This window comes from Paracoccus marinus (genome assembly GCF_007018965.1).
Taxonomy (GTDB): Bacteria; Pseudomonadota; Alphaproteobacteria; order Rhodobacterales; family Rhodobacteraceae; genus Paracoccus; species Paracoccus marinus.
Map to the genome: position 1 here is coordinate 21,904 of NZ_VJYZ01000016.1, position 16,763 is coordinate 38,666.

Annotated in this window: 23 protein-coding genes; 19 read left to right on the top strand and 4 right to left on the bottom strand. The window is 67.0% G+C overall.

Annotated elements, in window-relative coordinates; all coding sequences use genetic code 11:
- Nucleotides 1-9: 9 nt before the first annotated feature.
- The 4 genes from FNF32_RS08915 to FNF32_RS08930 all read left to right on the top strand — a co-directional run bounded on the left by FNF32_RS08915 (nucleotide 10) and on the right by FNF32_RS08930 (nucleotide 4,115).
- A complete protein-coding gene (locus FNF32_RS08915; protein ID WP_143796588.1) occupies nucleotides 10-1,272 on the top strand; it encodes a site-specific DNA-methyltransferase in 1,263 nt (420 codons plus the stop codon).
- Complete coding sequence (locus FNF32_RS08920) at nucleotides 1,269-1,619, top strand: hypothetical protein (protein WP_143796589.1); 351 nt, start codon at nucleotides 1,269-1,271, stop codon at nucleotides 1,617-1,619. The genes FNF32_RS08915 and FNF32_RS08920 overlap by 4 nt, the downstream gene beginning before the upstream one ends.
- A gap of 149 nt (nucleotides 1,620-1,768) precedes the next feature.
- On the top strand, nucleotides 1,769-3,091 hold the full coding sequence (locus tag FNF32_RS08925; RefSeq protein WP_143796590.1) for a site-specific DNA-methyltransferase: 1,323 nt from the start codon (nucleotides 1,769-1,771) through the stop codon (nucleotides 3,089-3,091).
- A 55-nt stretch (nucleotides 3,092-3,146) separates the two neighbouring features.
- Entirely contained in the window at nucleotides 3,147-4,115 is a 969-nt protein-coding gene (locus FNF32_RS08930; protein ID WP_185961906.1) for a protein NO VEIN domain-containing protein, read from the top strand.
- Here the strand turns inward: FNF32_RS08930 and FNF32_RS08935 are convergent.
- The 3 genes from FNF32_RS08935 to FNF32_RS08945 form a co-directional block, all read right to left on the bottom strand.
- On the bottom strand, nucleotides 4,112-4,669 hold the full coding sequence (locus FNF32_RS08935; protein ID WP_143796592.1) for a DUF3489 domain-containing protein: 558 nt from the start codon (nucleotides 4,667-4,669) through the stop codon (nucleotides 4,112-4,114). The genes FNF32_RS08930 and FNF32_RS08935 overlap by 4 nt on opposite strands.
- A gap of 137 nt (nucleotides 4,670-4,806) precedes the next feature.
- Nucleotides 4,807-5,034 (bottom strand): hypothetical protein, encoded by a 228-nt coding sequence (locus FNF32_RS08940; protein ID WP_143796593.1) that lies wholly within the window; start codon nucleotides 5,032-5,034, stop codon nucleotides 4,807-4,809.
- Nucleotides 5,035-5,145: 111 nt separating this feature from the next.
- Nucleotides 5,146-5,361, bottom strand: a complete 216-nt coding sequence (locus FNF32_RS08945; RefSeq protein WP_036708719.1) for a hypothetical protein — start codon at nucleotides 5,359-5,361, stop codon at nucleotides 5,146-5,148.
- A gap of 133 nt (nucleotides 5,362-5,494) precedes the next feature.
- Here FNF32_RS08945 and FNF32_RS08950 point away from each other — a divergent pair, with 133 nt between their 5' ends.
- From FNF32_RS08950 to FNF32_RS15300, 15 genes are all read left to right on the top strand, one after another.
- Nucleotides 5,495-6,031: a hypothetical protein gene (locus FNF32_RS08950; protein ID WP_143796594.1), complete on the top strand. Its 537-nt coding sequence runs from the start codon at nucleotides 5,495-5,497 to the stop codon at nucleotides 6,029-6,031.
- Complete coding sequence (locus tag FNF32_RS08955; RefSeq protein WP_143796595.1) at nucleotides 5,979-8,030, top strand: phage terminase large subunit family protein; 2,052 nt, start codon at nucleotides 5,979-5,981, stop codon at nucleotides 8,028-8,030. The genes FNF32_RS08950 and FNF32_RS08955 overlap by 53 nt, the downstream gene beginning before the upstream one ends.
- Complete coding sequence (locus FNF32_RS08960; RefSeq protein ID WP_036706918.1) at nucleotides 8,030-8,242, top strand: phage head-tail joining protein; 213 nt, start codon at nucleotides 8,030-8,032, stop codon at nucleotides 8,240-8,242. Before FNF32_RS08955 ends, FNF32_RS08960 begins: the two co-directional genes overlap by 1 nt.
- Nucleotides 8,243-8,244: 2 nt before the next feature.
- A complete protein-coding gene (locus FNF32_RS08965; RefSeq protein WP_143796596.1) occupies nucleotides 8,245-9,756 on the top strand; it encodes a phage portal protein in 1,512 nt (503 codons plus the stop codon).
- Nucleotides 9,756-11,066, top strand: coding sequence for a S49 family peptidase (locus tag FNF32_RS08970; RefSeq protein WP_143796597.1), 1,311 nt, complete (start codon nucleotides 9,756-9,758; stop codon nucleotides 11,064-11,066). The genes FNF32_RS08965 and FNF32_RS08970 overlap by 1 nt, the downstream gene beginning before the upstream one ends.
- Before the next feature lie 41 nt (nucleotides 11,067-11,107).
- The gene (locus FNF32_RS08975; protein ID WP_143796598.1) at nucleotides 11,108-11,488 is read left to right on the top strand and encodes a head decoration protein; all 381 of its coding nucleotides are present in this window, start codon (nucleotides 11,108-11,110) and stop codon (nucleotides 11,486-11,488) included.
- A 48-nt stretch (nucleotides 11,489-11,536) separates the two neighbouring features.
- Entirely contained in the window at nucleotides 11,537-12,562 is a 1,026-nt protein-coding gene (locus FNF32_RS08980; RefSeq protein WP_143796599.1) for a major capsid protein, read from the top strand.
- 11 nt (nucleotides 12,563-12,573) lie between these two features.
- On the top strand, nucleotides 12,574-12,888 hold the full coding sequence (locus FNF32_RS08985) for a head-tail joining protein (protein ID WP_143796600.1): 315 nt from the start codon (nucleotides 12,574-12,576) through the stop codon (nucleotides 12,886-12,888).
- Complete coding sequence (locus FNF32_RS08990) at nucleotides 12,885-13,511, top strand: DUF6441 family protein (RefSeq protein WP_143796601.1); 627 nt, start codon at nucleotides 12,885-12,887, stop codon at nucleotides 13,509-13,511. The genes FNF32_RS08985 and FNF32_RS08990 overlap by 4 nt, the downstream gene beginning before the upstream one ends.
- 63 nt (nucleotides 13,512-13,574) lie before the next feature.
- Nucleotides 13,575-13,832 carry a type II toxin-antitoxin system ParD family antitoxin gene (locus FNF32_RS08995; RefSeq protein WP_143796602.1) on the top strand — a complete coding sequence of 86 codons (258 nt, stop codon included), beginning with the start codon at nucleotides 13,575-13,577 and terminating at the stop codon, nucleotides 13,830-13,832.
- Nucleotides 13,832-14,176, top strand: a complete 345-nt coding sequence (locus FNF32_RS09000) for a type II toxin-antitoxin system RelE/ParE family toxin (protein ID WP_143796603.1) — start codon at nucleotides 13,832-13,834, stop codon at nucleotides 14,174-14,176. Before FNF32_RS08995 ends, FNF32_RS09000 begins: the two co-directional genes overlap by 1 nt.
- A 33-nt stretch (nucleotides 14,177-14,209) precedes the next feature.
- Nucleotides 14,210-14,632, top strand: coding sequence for an acyl-CoA transferase (locus FNF32_RS09005; protein ID WP_143796604.1), 423 nt, complete (start codon nucleotides 14,210-14,212; stop codon nucleotides 14,630-14,632).
- Between the two features lie 26 nt (nucleotides 14,633-14,658).
- Nucleotides 14,659-15,597, top strand: coding sequence for a phage tail tube protein (locus FNF32_RS09010; RefSeq protein WP_143796605.1), 939 nt, complete (start codon nucleotides 14,659-14,661; stop codon nucleotides 15,595-15,597).
- A 2-nt stretch (nucleotides 15,598-15,599) separates the two neighbouring features.
- Nucleotides 15,600-16,037 carry a hypothetical protein gene (locus FNF32_RS09015; RefSeq protein ID WP_143796606.1) on the top strand — a complete coding sequence of 146 codons (438 nt, stop codon included), beginning with the start codon at nucleotides 15,600-15,602 and terminating at the stop codon, nucleotides 16,035-16,037.
- Between the two features lie 83 nt (nucleotides 16,038-16,120).
- Complete coding sequence (locus tag FNF32_RS15300; RefSeq protein WP_425467901.1) at nucleotides 16,121-16,279, top strand: DUF7697 family protein; 159 nt, start codon at nucleotides 16,121-16,123, stop codon at nucleotides 16,277-16,279.
- A gap of 35 nt (nucleotides 16,280-16,314) precedes the next feature.
- Here the strand turns inward: FNF32_RS15300 and FNF32_RS09020 are convergent, their stop codons facing one another.
- On the bottom strand, nucleotides 16,315-16,515 hold the full coding sequence (locus FNF32_RS09020) for a hypothetical protein (protein WP_143796607.1): 201 nt from the start codon (nucleotides 16,513-16,515) through the stop codon (nucleotides 16,315-16,317).
- Nucleotides 16,516-16,763: the final 248 nt, after the last annotated feature.

The window sequence follows — 16,763 nt, forward strand, 5'->3', positions numbered from 1 at the left end:
CCCCATCCCATGGACCTCGTCTTCGCGCCGAGCCAGGTAGAGTCTTGGCCGATTACCCGGCTGCGCCCCTATGCCCGCAATGCCAAGATGCATGGCAACGATCAGGTGGCGAAGATCGCCGCCAGCATGGCCAAGTTCGGCTGGACCGTGCCCTGCATGGTGGCCGACGACGGCGAGCTGATCGCGGGCCATGGGCGAGTGCTTGCCGCGACCATGCTCGGCCTGACCGAGGTGCCGGTGATCCGGCTCAGCCATCTCGACGAGGCGGAACGCCGGGCCTACCGGATCGCCGACAACAAGCTGACCGAACTGGGCGAATGGGACGAGGCCCTGCTGCGCGACGAGATCGCGGGGCTGCTGGCCGGGGATTTCGACCTGACCCTGCTCGGCATCAGCGACGATGACCTCGACGCGTTGCTGCGGGATCCCGAGGCGCTGGGCGGGGATGGCGCGGCCGAGGGCGAGGACGACGTTCCGGAATTGCCGATCACTCCGGTGTCGGTGCCGGGCGACCTCTGGCAGTTCGGCGCGCACCGGCTGATCTGCGGCGACAGCACCGCGGCCGATGTGGTCGGGCGGCTGCTGGGCGATGTGCGCCCCCTGTTAATGGTCACCGACCCGCCCTACGGCGTGGAGTACGATCCCTCCTGGCGCAATCAGGCGGGCGCCGCCAAGACGAAACGCACCGGCAAGGTGCTGAACGACGACCGCGCTGACTGGCGCGAGGCATGGGCGCTGTTCCCCGGTGATGTCGCCTATGTCTGGCACGGCGCCCTGCATGCGGCGACCGTGGCGGACAGCCTGGCGGCCGCGGGTTTCGCCATCCGGTCGCAGATCATCTGGGCCAAGGACCGGCTGGTCCTCAGCCGCGGTGACTATCACTGGCAGCACGAACCCTGCTGGTATGCGGTGCGTGCCAAGGGCAAGGGCCATTGGGCCGGGGACCGCAAGCAGACCACGCTCTGGCAGATCGCCAACCGGGATCAGGATGCCGATACCATGCATGGCACGCAGAAGCCGGTTGAATGCATGCGGCGGCCGATCCTGAACAACTCCAGCCCCGGTCAGGCGGTCTACGAGCCGTTCATGGGATCCGGCACCACGCTGATCGCGGCCGAAACCACAGGCCGTGTCTGCTTCGGGGTCGAGTTGAACCCGGCCTATGTCGACGTGGCCGTCGAGCGCTGGCAGTCATTCACCGGTCTGGAGGCCGTGCTGGCGGAAACCGGCGAGGCCTTCGCCGCCCTCAAGTCAAGGAGACTGGCGACATGAACGATGTCCTCGCCATCCAGCAGGCTGCAACCAGCGATGACGAAATCGCCGTGCTCGCCAGCGCGGTGACCGACTATCAAGAAAAGCTGCGCGACGCGAAAGGCTATCCCCGGATCAATGCGCTGCAACAGGATCTGCAGGCGACGCGCCAGCGCTTGGCCGTGCTCTTCGGCGAACGCCATGGCTGGCACCTGTCCCGGTCGGACTTTTCGCCCTCGGTGCTGGCGCGGCGCGGATTGTTCAATGGTCGCGGCTATCACGTTGATCCCTGGCCGCACTCACTTGTCGACCATGGCTATTTCTACCGGAAGGACCGGAAGGCCGCCGCGGTGGCAGCGCATCTCTAAGGCGACTTCGATGCCGCGAAGCGTCAGGACACCGAAGCGACCGCGGCGCTCTACGGGCTTCGCGTCACCTGGCCCGAGGACTTCCCAAGCTGGTATCTCCCCGGCCGAACCACGCTGATCGTCTGTACGCCGCTGGCTGGACCTGCGTCATGATCATGCCACCCAGCCGGATCGAGCATTGGCCGCTGGCCCGCCTCCGGCCCTATGCCCGGAATGCCAAGACCCACGACGCCGATCAGGTGGCAAAGATCGCCGCCAGCATGGCCGAGTTCGGCTGGACCGTCCCCTGCCTCGTCGCTGCCGACGGCGAGTTGATTGCGGGGCACGGCCGTGTCCTCGCTGCAACCCAGCTCGGGCTGACCGAGGCGCCGGTGATCGTGCTGGGTCATCTGACAGAGGCTCAGCGCCGCGCCTATCGGATCGCCGACAACAAGCTGACCGAACTGGGCGGATGGGACGAGGCACTGCTGCTCGAGGAACTGCGGGTGCTGATGGCCGAGGATTTTGACCTCGGGCTGATCGGGATCCCCGAGGACGAGCTGGACGCGCTGCTGCATGAGGCAGATGACCGCGCGCCCATCGACGACGACACCGCCGACACCATCCCCGAGGCCCCGGCCGAGCCGATCACCCGCCCAGGCGACGTCTGGCAGCTCGGGCATCACCGGCTGATCTGCGGCGATGCCACCGACCCGGCCGTGGTGGCCCGGCTGATGGACGGGGCGCAGGCCTCGCTGATGTTCACCTCCCCGCCCTACGCGCAGCAGCGCGACTATGGCGCGGCGAAGGAGAAGGTCGGCGACTGGGACGCGCTGATGCAAGGTGTCTTCGCCGCGGCGCCCGTCACCGCCGATGCCCAGCTGCTGGTCAACCTCGGCCTCGTCCACCGCGACGGCGAGTGGCTCCCGTACTGGGAGGGATGGGTTGACTGGATTCGCGCACAGGGCTGGCGGCGCTTCGGCTGGTATGTCTGGGACCAGGGGCCCGGCCTGCCCGGCGACTGGAACGGGCGGCTGGCGCCCTCGCACGAGTTCATCTTCCACTTCAACCGCCAGCCGCGGAAGCCGAACAAGACGGTCGAGAGCAAGCACGCGGGCGAAAAACTGGGCGGCGGCGGGTTGCGCGGGGCCGACGGCACGGTCCATCGCAAGACCGGCTTCGGCAACGCCATCCAGAGCCACCGCATCCCCGACAGCGTGTTCCGCATCATGCGCCACAAGGGCGGGCTGGGTGCCGCCGGATCGCACCCGGCCGTGTTCCCGGTGGCGCTGGTCGAGGCGGTACTGGAGGCCTTCACCGATCTCGGCGACCTCGTGTTCGAACCCTTCTGCGGCTCCGGCACCCAGCTGATCGCCGCGGAACGCACCGGGCGGCGCTGCTGCGCAGTGGAACTGGATCCGGTCTATTGCGATGTCGCCGTGCGGCGGTGGGAGATGGCGACGGGGCGGAAGGCCTACAGCAAATCCACCTAGCAGGTGGGCAGACTCTTCCTTAACATCTGACAGTAGATGCCTTCGCGAGAGTGCCATGCCCAACCTGATCTGCAATGTCGTCTGGATGCCTCATTACCGCGGAGAAGCAGACGTTCATGCAGGCGGCTTCGACTATGTGTCGATCAATGGCTACGGGCATGAATTGCTTAATTTTGATGCTCTGAACGGCAAGGTATACGGCTTCGTTCAAACAAGGAACTCGACCGTCAACATAAACAGGCTGGGTGCAAAGCCGGAAGACGACTTCATGGACGGCGTTCGCGTGATCTTCATTTCGACCCATGAAGAGCTAGGGCCCGTCGTAATCGGCTGGTACGAAAACGCCCGTGTTTGGCGCCGAAAGCAACCAGGTCTTCGGTCCGTTCCAACACACCCAGACGTCAAGATCGACTTTCAGTTCGAAGCATCTGCAGATAACGCAATGCTGCTGCCTGTGTCCCAGAGGTTGCTCACCGTTCCCAATCGGAAAAAGGGCTTCCCCGGTCAAAGCCCTGTGTTTTTCCCGGACGAAAGCGACGAAATGCGCACATGGATGCGCAAGTTCGAAAAGTACTTCGACGAGAAGAAGTCCGGACAGACTTCAGGTACCAAGAAGTCAAACGGGTCGGAGCGCAGCACTGACGCCGAGCATAACGCGCTGGTAGAAATCTCGGCTATTGAAGCTGTCATTGCAGCACTGGGCCCCGACTATCGTGACCGTCAGGCAGACAACTGCGGGTGGGACCTAGAGTTTGAGCGAGGCGGAAAAAAGCTCTGCGTTGAGGTAAAGGGGAACTCCGGACTGACCCCTCGTGCAGAAGTATCCCCCAACGAATATCGGATCATCAAGGAAGTAATGGAGGGGCGCTTCACGGACGGCGACTATAGACTGGCGATTGTCACCGACGCCTTCGGCGGCCGAAACGTCCACTTGTTCGCCTTCACTGTGAACAAGGGTTGGGTCTGCGAACGCACTGGCGCGTCCGTGAATGCGACGGAGCGCATAGCGGCGGTGTTCAGCTAGACGCGATACACGGTGCCCCTGCCCTCGACCTTCTCGGCCTTGATGGGCAGACCCAGCTTCTTCTTCAGGGCACCAGAGATGCAGCCGCGGACGGTATGAGCCAGCCATCCGGTGGCCTCGACCATCTCGGCGACCGTCGCTCCCTCTGGGCACTGGAGCATGGCGATGATCTGCGCCTGCTTGGTGCCAGCGCGGATGGCGACGAGTTTCACGGTGCCGGTGTCGTCGGGCATCCGCACCAGTTCCGGCTTCGGCCTTGCCTTCCGCACATTGGCGACGGCGCAGGCCACCACCGGCTCGATCCCAATGGCCTCCAGCCCGGCCTCAGTGGCGATCAGCGTGGTGCCGTGGCCATCGCCGGTCTCGCGCCACATCGGTTCGCCGCGCCGCAGGTTGGCCTCGACCTCCTCGAGCCAGCCGCGGGCAATCATCTTGCCGACGACCATCTTGGCGGCGGCGCCGACCAGCCCCTCGGGCAGCGGCAGGGCGAGATTGCCGGGCCGGGTCGCGGCACGAGCGAGGATCAGGGACTGGGTGTCGGACGGGGTGGTCATCGGGGCCTCCGTGGCTGTGGGCGCGCGCTGTGCGCGCCTTCTACGGACGTTCGCCCGGCTTACGCGGCCCCACTGGGGCCACGGTCCGGGCTCACCCCCGTCATCGGACGGGGCGGCCGTCGCGCCGTGGGGGCGCGTCAGGCGGCGTGTTCGCCTTCCTTGAAGGCGCTGTCGGTGATCTGGCGCAGCAGACCCGCGTAGTGCTTCAGCGTGCCGACATGGCCCCAGTTGATCTCGTCGGGGTGGGTCTCGAAATGGTCGTCGCTGAGGGCCTTCAGGCTCTCCAGCATGGTGTCGATCTCGACCTTGGCGGCCATGAATGCGTCGAGGGCTTTGGAGTTGTCGGCTGCGCGGCGGGTGGTCATGGCGGGGCATCCTTCGGTGAGTTGTATCGTTCTGGTGCCAACACCATCGCTCTTTCGGGCGGATGATCGTAGGCAAATCGGAGAAATATCAGTGCGTTCTGATCGCATCCGTCAGATCAGCCGCATCTCGGCCAGCGTGCGGCTGGCGGCACCCAGCTGGGCGGTCGGCAGTTCGATCTTCAGGTGCGACAGGACGTCGGAGGCCTCGGCCGGGATCCCGCTCTCGCGCAGCGCCTGCTCGATGACTTCGGCGATGGCGTCCGGGCGGCTCAGATCGAAGCCCTCGGGAAGGGTGGAATAGTCGATGCGGATGGTGGTCGTGGTCATGGTGAAGCCCTCCTGGGGTCGGCGCAATGCGGCCTGTTGATGGGAGCAGAATCGCTCTGAAGGGAGAGACAATCAACGGGAATGATTTTCTTTTCCTGTTCATTTTCAATACCTTGATAGGCTTCACAGCACCATGAAGGGAATGAGCGAACGCGAGTATGCGGCGCATTCCGGCCTGTCCCGCGGCGGGGTGCAGAAGGCGCGCAAGAACGGTCGGCTGGTGGTCCATGACGACGGGTCGATCAATGCCGCGGCCTCGGATGTGCGGCGGGCGGAGATCACGGACCCCGACCAGCAGCGCCGCAGTCTGGGTGGCGATGGGCTGGCCAGCGGCCCCGGCGATACGACGTCCTACATCAAGGCGCGCACGGCGCTGACGGTTTACGCGGCGCAGGAGCGCCAGCTGGCCGTCCAGAAGAAGAAGGGGGCGCTGGTCGACCGTGCGCGGGCGGAAACGCTGGTGTTTCGCCTGGCGCGGCAGGAACGGGACGTCTGGGTGACCTGGCCCGGACGGGTGGCCGCGCTGATGGCGGCGCAGATCATGGCGGAGGTGGAACGGCAATCCGGGGCATCGGTGACGATCGAGACCGCGATCATGCAAAGGGTGCTGGAAGCCCATGTCCGCGAACAGCTCGACGCCCTCGCCGACCTCCGGGTCTCGCTTGCATGATGAGGATGACGACAACGACCTGACGGCCGACCTCGACCTCGGCTTCGACGGTGCCGAAGACCTTCTGAGGGTCTGGCGGCGGGGGATGCGCCCCGATCCGAACCTGACGGTCTCGGAATGGGCGGATCAGCATCGCTGGCTGTCGTCACGCGGCGCGGCCGAGCCGGGGCGGTATCGCACCGCCCGGGCCCCCTACCTGCGTGAGATCATGGATGCACTGTCGCCCGGCCATCCGGCCCAGCGCATCACCTTCATGAAGGCCGCCCAGGTGGGGGCGACCGAGGCCGGGAACAACTGGATCGGCTTCGTGATCCACCACGCGCCGGGGCCGATGCTGGCAGTGCTGCCGAGCCTGGAATTGGCCAAGCGGACGTCGCGGGGCCGCCTTGATCCGCTGATCGCGGATAGCCCGGCGCTGCGCGAGCGTGTGAACCCGGCCAGGTCGCGCGATGCCGGGAATTCGATGCTGTCGAAGGAATTCCCCGGCGGCATCCTGGTGCTGACCGGGGCCAATTCCGCCACCGGCCTGCGGTCGATGCCCGCGCGCTATGTGTTTCTCGACGAGGTCGACGCCTATCCGGCCTCGGCCGACGAGGAAGGCGATCCGGTCACGCTGGCTGAGGCGCGGACGACGACCTTCTCGCACCGGCGCAAGGTGTTCATGGTCTCGACCCCAACGATCCGGGGGCTGTCGCGCATCGAGCGCGAGTTCGAGGCATCTGATCAGCGGCGCTACTTCGTGCCCTGCCCGCATTGCGGGGCGATGCAATGGCTGCAGTTCGAGCGGCTGCGCTGGGCGAAGGGGAAGCCGGAAACCGCCGTCTATCACTGCGAGGGTTGCGAACGCCCTATCGCCGAGCACCACAAGACCGAAATGCTGGCCCGAGGCGAATGGCGGGCAACATCCGTGTCAACAGACCCGAAAGCCATCGGCTTCCACCTCTCGGCACTTTACTCGCCGCTCGGGTGGAAAAGCTGGTCCGACGTCGCGCGGGAATGGCTGGCGGCCCAAGGGTCGGACGAGACGCTGCGCGCGGCGCGCAACACGTTGCTGGGCGAGACGTGGGTCGAAAGCGGCGACGCACCGGAATGGCAGCGGCTGGCGGATCGGCGGGAGGCGTGGAAGCCGGGCACGGTACCGATGGCGGGGCTGTTCCTGACGGCCGGGGCAGACGTGCAGAAGGACCGGATCGAGGTCGACATCTGGGCCTGGGGCCGGGGCCTCGAGTCCTGGCTCGTCGATCACATCGTGATCCCGGGCGGCCCAGACGATCCGGCCGCCTGGGACAAGCTGACGGCCCTCCTCGGCCGGTCGTGGCAGCATGCCAACGGCGCCTTCATGACCGTGGCGCGGCTGGGCATCGATACCGGCTACGAGGCCGCGGCCGTCTATGCCTGGTCACGCAAGGTCGGCTTCGAGCAGGTTGCGCCGCTAAAGGGCCTCGAGGGCTTCAACCGCGCTACGCCGGTCTCGGGGCCAACCTTCGTGGACGCCACCATTGGCGGCAAACGGCTGCGTCGCGGCGCGCGGCTTTGGTCGGTGGCCACGGCGACCTTCAAGGCGGAGACCTACCGCTTCCTGCGGATCGAACGTCTGAGTGATGGGGATCGGGCGCTGGGCGTGCTGGACGCGCCGGGCACGATCCACCTGCCCAGCTGGGCCGACACCGAATGGCTGAAGCAGCTGGTGGCCGAACAGCTGGTCACGATCCGAAACAAGCGCGGCTATGCCCATCAGGAATGGCAGAAGATGCGCGAGCGGAACGAGGCGCTCGACTGCCGGGTCTACGCCCGTGCCGCGGCATGGATCCTCGGCGCCGACCGCTGGGACGAGGCGACCTGGCGGCGGCTCGAAGCGCAGGCGGGCGTGGAAACGCGCCTGCCCACTGCCGTCGCAACGGAAAGCGCACCAACTGACCCAGCCCAACCCAAGGCCGGAACGCTAACCACGCCACGCCGGAAACGGCGGGCCTACACCCCGAACTTCATGAGGGACTGATGGACCTGGAACGCATGCAGGCCCTGCTCACAGCGCTGCAGGAGGCCCGCTTCGCCGGGCTGCGCAGCGTCAGCTACGACGGCAAGACCGTGACCTATGGCTCCGACGCCGAACTGGCCGCGGCGATCAGGGATCTGGAAGGACGGATTGCCACCGCCTCTGCCACCCCGCGTCGTCGCCGCTGGGGCACCGTGGCCACGAAGGGTCTGTGACCATGGTGCTCGACGCCTTCCGCGCGCGGCTCGGGTCCATCATCGGCGGGTTCGACGCGGCGCAATCTCACCGCCGCATGCGCGGCTTCCGCGCCACCCGGGCACACGTCAACACGCTGATCGCTGCCTCGGGCGAGACCATCACCGCCCGCGCGCGCTGGCTGGTCCGGAACAACGGATATGCGGCGAACGCCGTCGATGCCTTCGCGAACCACGTCGTCGGCGACGGGATCAAGCCCTCGTCGAAGATCGCGGATCAGGGGAAAAAGGAGGAGTTGCAGAAGCTTTGGCTTGCGTGGACGGACGAGGCTGATGCCGAGAGGCTGACCGACTTTTTCGGGTTGCAGCGGCGGGCGGCGCGGGAGGTGTTCCTCGCAGGCGAGGTCTTCCTGCGCATTCGCACGCGGCGGCCGGAGGACGGGCTGACCGTGCCCATGCAGCTGCAGATGCTCCCCTCGGAGATGCTGCCGCAGGACATGACCCGCGTCCTGCCCGGCGCAGGGTCGATCCGTCAGGGTATCGAGTTCGACGGCATCGGCCGCCGCGTCGCCTACCACTTCCTGCGCCGCCACCCGGGCGACATGACCGATCCGGGGCTGATGGGTGAAACCGTCCGCGTTCCGGCCTCCGAGGTCATTCACATCCTCGACCCGGTCGAGGCGGGTCAGCTTCGCGGGGTGTCGCGCTTCGCGGCGGCCGTGGTGAAGCTCTTCACCCTCGATCTCTACGACGACGCCGAACTGGAGCGGAAAAAGACCGCAGCGATGTTCGCCATGTTCATCACCTCCCCCGCCCCGGAAACCGCGCTCGATCCGGCCGAGGACGATCTGGAGGTCGAACCGGGCCAAGTGGTGCGACTGGATCCCGGCGAGGATGTCACCACGCCATCGACGCCGGATTCTGGGTCCACCTACGAGCCCTTCCAATACCGCACGCTCCTGCAGATAGGCGCCGCGCTGGGCGTGCCCTATGGCTATCTGACCGGTGACACCGCGAAGGGAAACTTCTCGAACACCCGGATCGCATTGGTCGACTTCCGCCGACGGATCTCGGCCTTCCAGCATTCGGTGATGGTCTATCAGCTCTGCCGCGCCGTCTGGACGCGATGGATGGACACGGCGGTGCTGGCCGGGGCCATCGATCTGCCAGGTTACGCCACCGATCGGCGGCAATACCTCGCCTGCGACTGGCTGCCCACCAAGTGGGACTGGATCGATCCGGCCAAGGATGCCGCGGCCGAAATCCTGCAGATCGAGGCGGGCCTGAAATCCCGCACGCAGGCCATCGCGGAGCGCGGCTACGACGCCGAACAGGTAGACCGCGAGATTGCCGCGGAACGGAAACGCGAAGCCGAGCTGGGCCTCGACTTCCGGCGGCCGGGGTCACCGGCGCAGGCGGCGGGCGGCGGCGCTGGGCCGGGCGATGCCGAGGGCCGACGGCATGATCAGCAGGACAGCGGCGATCAGGAAGACGATGGCGAGGACCGGGAACCCCGGCCTGCGGAGGAGGGATGATGCATCACACCCAGATCGCCCAGCGCGCCTTCAACACGCCTCTGATGGTTGATCCCGCCAAGGCGCTGGCATTCCTGACCGGCCTTGGGCCGAGGATCACCGGCCGCGAGATCAGCATCGAAGGGCAGGAGATCGCGGCTGAGGACCAGGATGCAGCCACCCTGCCCGCCCGTGCGTCACTCTTCGGCGACGACCTGACCAATCGCCACGCGCGCAACGGTGGCCAGCCCTTCGCCGTGGTGGATGGGATCGCGGTCATCGAAATCGCCGGAACGCTGGTGCATCGCGGCGCCTGGATCGGGCAGTCTTCGGGGCTGACTTCCTACGAGGGAATTGCGGCCCAACTTCAGGCGGCGCTGGCCGATCCTGCGATCCGCGGCATTGCGCTCGATATCGACAGCTTCGGTGGTGAAGTCGCGGGGGCCTTCGATCTGGCGGATCGCATCCGGGCCGCTCGGACGCAGAAGCCGGTCCACGCTTTCGTCGCCGACCATGCCCTATCGGCCGCCTATGCGCTGGCTTCGCAGGCCGACCGCATCATCCTGCCCCGCACTGGGGCGGTCGGCAGCATCGGCGTCGTCGCCATGCACAGCGACATGAGCGCAGCGCTGGACCAGAAGGGCATTGCCGTCACGTTGATCCATGCGGGTGCGCGCAAGGTCGATGCCAATCCCTACCAGCCCTTGCCCGAGGCCGTCCGCGACCGGATCGCGGGCGAGTTGGAAGACCTGCGCCAGCTCTTTGCCGAAACCGTCGCCGAAGGGCGCGGTAGACGCCTCGACACCCTACGCGCACTGGGCACCGAAGCCGCCGTGTTCCGCGGCGAGGCGGCTGTCTTCGCCGGTCTCGCAGATGAGGTGGCCGATCCCGTCACCGCCTTCCGCGCTTTCGCCGCCGCACCCAGCGGCACATCCACCCCCAGAGGAAAGGGCCCGATGATGACCACTGCCCCCGAAGACCATACGCAGCCTCCGGCAGCGCCTGCCGCCAGCACCCCGCCGGAACCGGCCCCGCCAGCGGCAGTCGCACCGCTGCAAACCGCGGCGGCCGCGATGTCGCCCGAAGCCATCCGCGCCGAGGCGGCCGAGGTCGCGCAAGTCTGCGCACAGGCCGCGCGCCTCGGCGTCCAGATCGATTCCGCCGAGGCTGTCGCCAAGGGTGTGAAGCCCGAGGCCCTGCGCGCCAAGGTCCTGGCCGATCTCGCGGCCCGCAGTGACGCCGCGGGCATCATCGCCACGGCTCCTGCGGCTGTCACCAAGGAAAGCCCCATCGTCGCGGCCGCGAAAAAGTCGGCCGCCGCGTCGCGCTGATCCCGGCGCACCCCATCCCCCAACATCCTGGAGACTGAACCATGCCCGTCCTGACGGAACCGCCCAGCATGGGCGACGTCCTCAAATATGAGGTCAACCCGAACTACACCCGCGAGGTGGTGACGCTGCTCGCAGGCATGCCCTATCCCGTCGGCGCCGTCCTCGGCCGCATCACCGCCAGCGGCAAGTACAAGCTGGCCACCAGTGGCGGCACCGATGGCGCCCAGACGGCTTCGGCCGTGCTGCTCTACGCCGTCGATGCGACACTTGCCGATGGTGTGGGCATTGTAGTGGCACGAGGCCCAGCCATCGTGTCGCGTGCAGAGCTGGCATTTGATGCCACTGTCGATGACGCAGCGAAGATCACCACCAAGATCGGCCAACTGGCCGCCGCAGGCATCATCGCCCGCGACGGCGTCTGACGCTGCCCGCTCTGCGTCGTCCTTCCCTTAATCCCCCGGAGCAAACCCATGACCCTCGTCCGCAATCCCTTTGACGCTGGCGGCTATTCGCTGGCCGAGATGACCCAGGCCATCAACATCCTGCCCAACCTCTACACCCGCCTCGCCCAGATCGGCCTCTTCCGCTTCGAAGGGGTCAGCCAGCGCTCGGTCATCATCGAGCAGTATGAAGGCGTCCTCAGCCTTCTGCCCTCCGTCCCCCTCGGCGGCCCCGCCACCGTTGGCACGCGCGAGGGCCGCTCGATGCGCAGCTTTGCTCTGCCGTGGATCCCGCATGACGACGTGATCCTGCCCGCCGACATCCAAGGCGCCCCCGCGCTGGGCGGCGCGTTCGATGCGGCCGATCCGCTGGTCGATGTGATGAACCGCAAGCTGCTGCTCATGCGCCGCAAGCATGCCCAGACCCGCGAATACATGGAAATGAACGCGCTCCGCGGCATTGTGAAAGACGGCGCCGGGACGACCCTCTACAACTACTTCACCGAATTCGGCCTGGCGCAGATCTCGGTCGACTTCGTCCTCGGCACCGCAGGCACGAACGTGCAGGGCAAGGTCCGTGAGGTGTTGCGCGCCATCGAGGACAACCTTCTGGGCGAAGCGATGACCTCGGTCCATGCGCTGGTCAGCCGCGAGTTCTTCGACAAGCTGATCGCGCATCCGAAGACCGAGGAAGCCTACAAGTTTTACGCCTCGACCGGCGCCCAACCACTGCGCGAGGACGTCCGCCGCAACTTCCCCTTCGGCGGCATCCTGTTCGAGGAATACTCCGGCACCGTCACCCTCTCTACCAAGGCCACCGAACGGCTGGTCCCGGCGAACGAGGGCATCGCCTTCCCGCTCGGCACCATGGACACCTTCACCACCTATGGCGGCCCCGCGAACCTGCTGGAAACCGCCAACACCATCGGCCTGCCGCTCTATGCGCGTCAGCATCTCGACGAAAAGGGCCGCTGGATCGACGTGATGACCGAGGCCTCGATCCTGCCGGTGAACAAGCGGCCGCGGCTGGCGATCCGCCTGCACACGTCGAACTGACGGGCCCACCGATGTCCGTCTTTGCCGCCGCCATGGACCGCATCTTCACGCATGCCTCCATGGCGGCCCCGGCCCTCTGGATCTCGGCCACCACCTCCGAGGAACGCCCGATCCGCATCATCCGCCGTGCCCCGGATCGCGTGACCGACTTCGGCGCTGGCCGGTTCGTCAGCGACACGACGGTGGTGGACGTGCGCGTGGCGGACCTGCCCACCCCGCGCCCGGGCGATGTGATCGTCATCGGCGCGGAGAGCCATGTGATCCAGGGCGAGCCGCTGCGCGACCGGGAGCGGCTGATCTGGACGCTGGACCTGAGGCCTGCATGAAGCTGAAGCTGGAGATCAGCCCCGACCTCGCCGCCCTGATGCAGGCGGAAATCGCCGCGGGCGAAAAGGCCGTCACCACCGCCATGCGCGATGCGGGCGCAGGCCTTAAATCCGCTTGGCGCGGCCAGATCACCGGCGCGGGGCTCGGCACCCGGCTTGGCAACTCGATCCGGCTCGCCACCTATCCCAAGGGCGGCGAGAGCCTGAACGCCGCGGCGCTGGTCTGGTCGAACGCCCCGGTGATCGTCGGCGCGCATGACACAGGGCCGCTGATCCGGTCGCGCAACGGGTTCTGGCTGGCCATCCCCACCCCGGCCGCGGGCAAATCCACCCGCGGGGGCCGGATCACCCCCGGCGAATGGGAACGCCGCACGGGGCTACCTCTGCGGTTCGTCTACCGGCGGCGGGGTCCGAGCTTGCTGGTGGCCGAGGGGCGGCTGAACAGCAAGGGCCGCGCGGTGGCGTCACGGGCGAAGACCGGCCGTGGACTGACCACCGTGCCGATCTTCCTGCTGGTGCCGCAGGTCAAGCTGCGCAAGCGGCTGGATCTGGCGCGAGATGCCGAGCGGGCCATCGACGGCGTGCCGGGGCGGATCGTCGCGGGGTGGGTGGGCAGGTTCTGACATGAACCGTCGACACGTCAGCCGGATTGGCATATATTGCCAATGATCCACACGGAGACACCCATGGCCACGAGAAACGTCGTCCTGACAGAAGCGCAATCCGACCTCGTTGACCGCCTGGTCTCGACCGGCCGGTATCAGAACGCGTCCGAGGCCTTGCGCGCTGGACTTCGTCTCCTCGAACGAGAAGAGGCCGAGATGACCGATCTGCGTGCTCGCCTGACGGCGGGTCTGGACGAAGCCCGGCGCGGGGATCTGGCCGAGGGAAGTGGCGAGGATGCCATCCGTCGGGCTTTTGCCACGGCACGTGACAGATCCTGATGCCGAAACCCTGGCGCCTGACCAGGCGGGCGGAAAGCGCGCTGACCGACATTGCGCGCTGGACCATCGAGACCTTCGGGCCGAGACAGGCGGCCGCATATGAAGACGACCTGATCGCGACCTGTCGAGGGATCGCCGAAGGAACCGCCCTTTCCCAAACCTGCCGCCAGCTGATCGACCCCAACCTGCCCGAGGATCTGCGTTTTGCGCGGGCAGGCCAGCATTTCGTGGTGTTTGTCGAGGACGTCGAGCAGGTGATCATCATCGATTTCCTGCACAGCCGCACTGACCTGCCGCGACGACTCGCCAACCTTCCCCTGCCGAAAGGCGGCGGGGAACACTGACCCCGGGCTTGTCCCGGAACCCCGGAACAAGAGATGCCCACCACCCGCGAGACTGTCCTCGCCGCGCTGCACGCGCGGCTGCAACCGCTTGCCGCCCTCACCCTGCGTGACGAGGTGCTGCCCGAGCGGATCCCCACGGCGGGGCTGATCATCCTGCGCGACGGCCAGCCGGGCGAGCCAGAGGTGACGCTGTCACCGCTGCGCTATCACTACCAGCACCGGGCTGAGCTCGAGGTCGTCGTCCAGGCGGGGTCCGGTCGGGCCAGCGCCTTCGACGATCTGATCGCCGCCATCGGTGCGGCGCTGGAGGCGGACAGGACGCTCGGTGGACTCTGCGACTGGGTTGAACCCGAGTCCCCGGCTTCAGTCGACCTGCCGGTCGAGGGCGCGGCGGCGCTGAAGGCAGCGGTGATCACTGTCGTCCTGCACCACACCACGACCGGCCCCCTGGCCTGACATCCCCCACATCCAAGGAGACCCCCATGGCACGCGCACACGGCGCGCGGGCGCAGATGGCGCTTGCGTTCGAAACCGTCTACGGCACCCCGCCCGCCAGCGGCTATCGGCTGATGCCCTTTGCCCGCACCACGCTGGGCGCGGAACAGCCCCTGCTCAATTCGGAATTGCTCGGTTACGGCCGCGATCCCCTGGCCCCGATCAAGGATGCCGTCACCGCCGATGGCGAGGTGGTGGTGCCGATCGATGTGGAGGCCTTCGGCTTCTGGCTGAAGGCGGCCTTCGGCGCCCCGACCACCACGGGGACCACGCCCAAGACCCACACCTTCCAGTCGGGGAACTGGACGCTGCCCTCGATGGCCATCGAGGTGGCGATGCCCGAGGTGCCGCGGTTCGCGATGTATGCAGGCTGCGTCATGGACCAGTTGTCGTGGCAGATGAACCGCTCAGGCCTGCTGACGGCGACCGCCCGCCTGATCGCGCAGGGCGAGGCGATTGCGGCCACCACGGCCGCTGGCACGCCGACCACGCTGGGGCTGCAACGCTTCGGCCATTTCAACGGTGTGGTGAAGCGCAACGGCACGGCGCTGGGCAATGTGGTCTCGGCCGAGATCACCTATGCCAACGGCCTCGACCGGATCGAGACCATCCGCAACGACGGCAAGATCGAGGGCGCCGATCCAGGCATGGCCGCCCTGACCGGCCGGATCGAAGTGCGCTTCGCGGATAGCGCCCTCGTAACCCAAGCCATCGACGGCACGCCCTGCGAGCTTGAGTTCGCCTACAGCCTCGGCGCGAACGCCAGTTTCACCTTAACCGCCCACGCCGTCTACCTGCCCGTCCCGCGGATCGAGATCCCCGGGCCCCAGGGCATCCAGGCGACCTTCGACTGGCAGGCTGCCAAAGCCACCAGCCCCGCCCGCATGTGCACCGCCGTCCTCGTCAACACCGTAACGGGATACTGACCATGATCCGTCTGAACCTTTCGAACCGGCCCGAATGGCTGGACCTGCTGCCCGGCCTGCGCGTCCTGGTGGCCCCACTGACAACCGCGCTGATGGTCTCCGCCCGCGCCGATCCCGCCATCGATGGCCTGTCGGAAACCTCCAGCAAGGAGGACATGGCCCTCGCGATGGCCAAGGCCGTCGCCCGCCGGGCGGTGCTGGAATGGGAGGGCGTCGGGGACGATGACGGCAACCTCGTCCCCGTCAGCCCGGCCGGGATCGACGCCCTTCTCGAAATCTGGCCGGTCTTCGAGGCCTTCCAGGCGCAATATGTCGCCCGAGGCCTGATGCTGGACGCGGAAAAAAACGCCTCCGCGCCCTCGCCGACTGGTCCTTCGGCGGGGGCGATGGCTACTGCGCGGCCTGCACCGGCCCCTGCCCGGACTGCCCCGCAAGACTGAACCGGCCGCTGACAGTCGAGGGCTGGCAGGTCTGGGACCTGACCCAGCGCCTCGGCGGTCAGCTGCGCATCGCGCCGGGCGCCGTGATCGGGTGGGACATGGGCGCGGCCCTCACGCTGGCGCGGGCGCTGGGCGTCAACGCCCTGATCGCCGCGGAGCTGCTGCCCGAAATCGAGGCGGTGATGGTGCGCAAACTCAACGAGCAGATGGCCGAGCGTTCAACGGCGATGACCCCGATCTGACGCCATGAGACCAACCGGCGCGCCGCGCGCATGATTCAGGTTCGATCGGATCGATCCCGATAGCCGTTTGGTACAGCCCCACGCGCCAGTCCCTTCAGGTCCTGCTTTGCCGGAAGCGAACGGGACTGTGCCTCCTCGCCCTTATCAAATCCACGCAGTGGCAACCCGAGCCCCGCTTGATCGGTGGGCTTGGGTTCTTCATCGCCGTGCTGCGTGCTTTGGCTTTGGCCGATCATCGTCAGTCCTTTGGCATCTGAAACAGAGACTCCAAGTCCTGCCCTCCGCCCTAAGCACTTACCACAGAATCAAGGTTTTCCTCATGGCCGAAAAGAAGGTCTCCGTCCGCCTCGTGGCGGAGGGCGGACGCCGCGTGCGCGCCGAACTGGAAGGTGTCGGTGAGGCCGGGGCTGACCTGCCCCCCTCGGGTCCCTCGTTCATAACGAGAGTCTGCGGGTTTGAGATTGGTAGTCGGGTCGGCCGTTCT

What these genes read in the sequence shown, in the direction of transcription:
- FNF32_RS08915 (WP_143796588.1), top strand. Translation starts at nt 10, where the DNA reads ATGGACCTCGTCTTCGCGCCGAGCCAGGTAGAGTCTTGGCCGATTACC.
- FNF32_RS08920 (WP_143796589.1), top strand. Translation starts at nt 1,269, where the DNA reads ATGAACGATGTCCTCGCCATCCAGCAGGCTGCAACCAGCGATGACGAA.
- FNF32_RS08925 (WP_143796590.1), top strand. Translation starts at nt 1,769, where the DNA reads ATGATCATGCCACCCAGCCGGATCGAGCATTGGCCGCTGGCCCGCCTC.
- FNF32_RS08930 (WP_185961906.1), top strand. Translation starts at nt 3,147, where the DNA reads ATGCCCAACCTGATCTGCAATGTCGTCTGGATGCCTCATTACCGCGGA.
- FNF32_RS08935 (WP_143796592.1), bottom strand. Translation starts at nt 4,669, where the DNA reads ATGACCACCCCGTCCGACACCCAGTCCCTGATCCTCGCTCGTGCCGCG.
- FNF32_RS08940 (WP_143796593.1), bottom strand. Translation starts at nt 5,034, where the DNA reads ATGACCACCCGCCGCGCAGCCGACAACTCCAAAGCCCTCGACGCATTC.
- FNF32_RS08945 (WP_036708719.1), bottom strand. Translation starts at nt 5,361, where the DNA reads ATGACCACGACCACCATCCGCATCGACTATTCCACCCTTCCCGAGGGC.
- FNF32_RS08950 (WP_143796594.1), top strand. Translation starts at nt 5,495, where the DNA reads ATGAAGGGAATGAGCGAACGCGAGTATGCGGCGCATTCCGGCCTGTCC.
- FNF32_RS08955 (WP_143796595.1), top strand. Translation starts at nt 5,979, where the DNA reads ATGTCCGCGAACAGCTCGACGCCCTCGCCGACCTCCGGGTCTCGCTTG.
- FNF32_RS08960 (WP_036706918.1), top strand. Translation starts at nt 8,030, where the DNA reads ATGGACCTGGAACGCATGCAGGCCCTGCTCACAGCGCTGCAGGAGGCC.
- FNF32_RS08965 (WP_143796596.1), top strand. Translation starts at nt 8,245, where the DNA reads ATGGTGCTCGACGCCTTCCGCGCGCGGCTCGGGTCCATCATCGGCGGG.
- FNF32_RS08970 (WP_143796597.1), top strand. Translation starts at nt 9,756, where the DNA reads ATGCATCACACCCAGATCGCCCAGCGCGCCTTCAACACGCCTCTGATG.
- FNF32_RS08975 (WP_143796598.1), top strand. Translation starts at nt 11,108, where the DNA reads ATGCCCGTCCTGACGGAACCGCCCAGCATGGGCGACGTCCTCAAATAT.
- FNF32_RS08980 (WP_143796599.1), top strand. Translation starts at nt 11,537, where the DNA reads ATGACCCTCGTCCGCAATCCCTTTGACGCTGGCGGCTATTCGCTGGCC.
- FNF32_RS08985 (WP_143796600.1), top strand. Translation starts at nt 12,574, where the DNA reads ATGTCCGTCTTTGCCGCCGCCATGGACCGCATCTTCACGCATGCCTCC.
- FNF32_RS08990 (WP_143796601.1), top strand. Translation starts at nt 12,885, where the DNA reads ATGAAGCTGAAGCTGGAGATCAGCCCCGACCTCGCCGCCCTGATGCAG.
- FNF32_RS08995 (WP_143796602.1), top strand. Translation starts at nt 13,575, where the DNA reads ATGGCCACGAGAAACGTCGTCCTGACAGAAGCGCAATCCGACCTCGTT.
- FNF32_RS09000 (WP_143796603.1), top strand. Translation starts at nt 13,832, where the DNA reads ATGCCGAAACCCTGGCGCCTGACCAGGCGGGCGGAAAGCGCGCTGACC.
- FNF32_RS09005 (WP_143796604.1), top strand. Translation starts at nt 14,210, where the DNA reads ATGCCCACCACCCGCGAGACTGTCCTCGCCGCGCTGCACGCGCGGCTG.
- FNF32_RS09010 (WP_143796605.1), top strand. Translation starts at nt 14,659, where the DNA reads ATGGCACGCGCACACGGCGCGCGGGCGCAGATGGCGCTTGCGTTCGAA.
- FNF32_RS09015 (WP_143796606.1), top strand. Translation starts at nt 15,600, where the DNA reads ATGATCCGTCTGAACCTTTCGAACCGGCCCGAATGGCTGGACCTGCTG.
- FNF32_RS09020 (WP_143796607.1), bottom strand. Translation starts at nt 16,515, where the DNA reads ATGATCGGCCAAAGCCAAAGCACGCAGCACGGCGATGAAGAACCCAAG.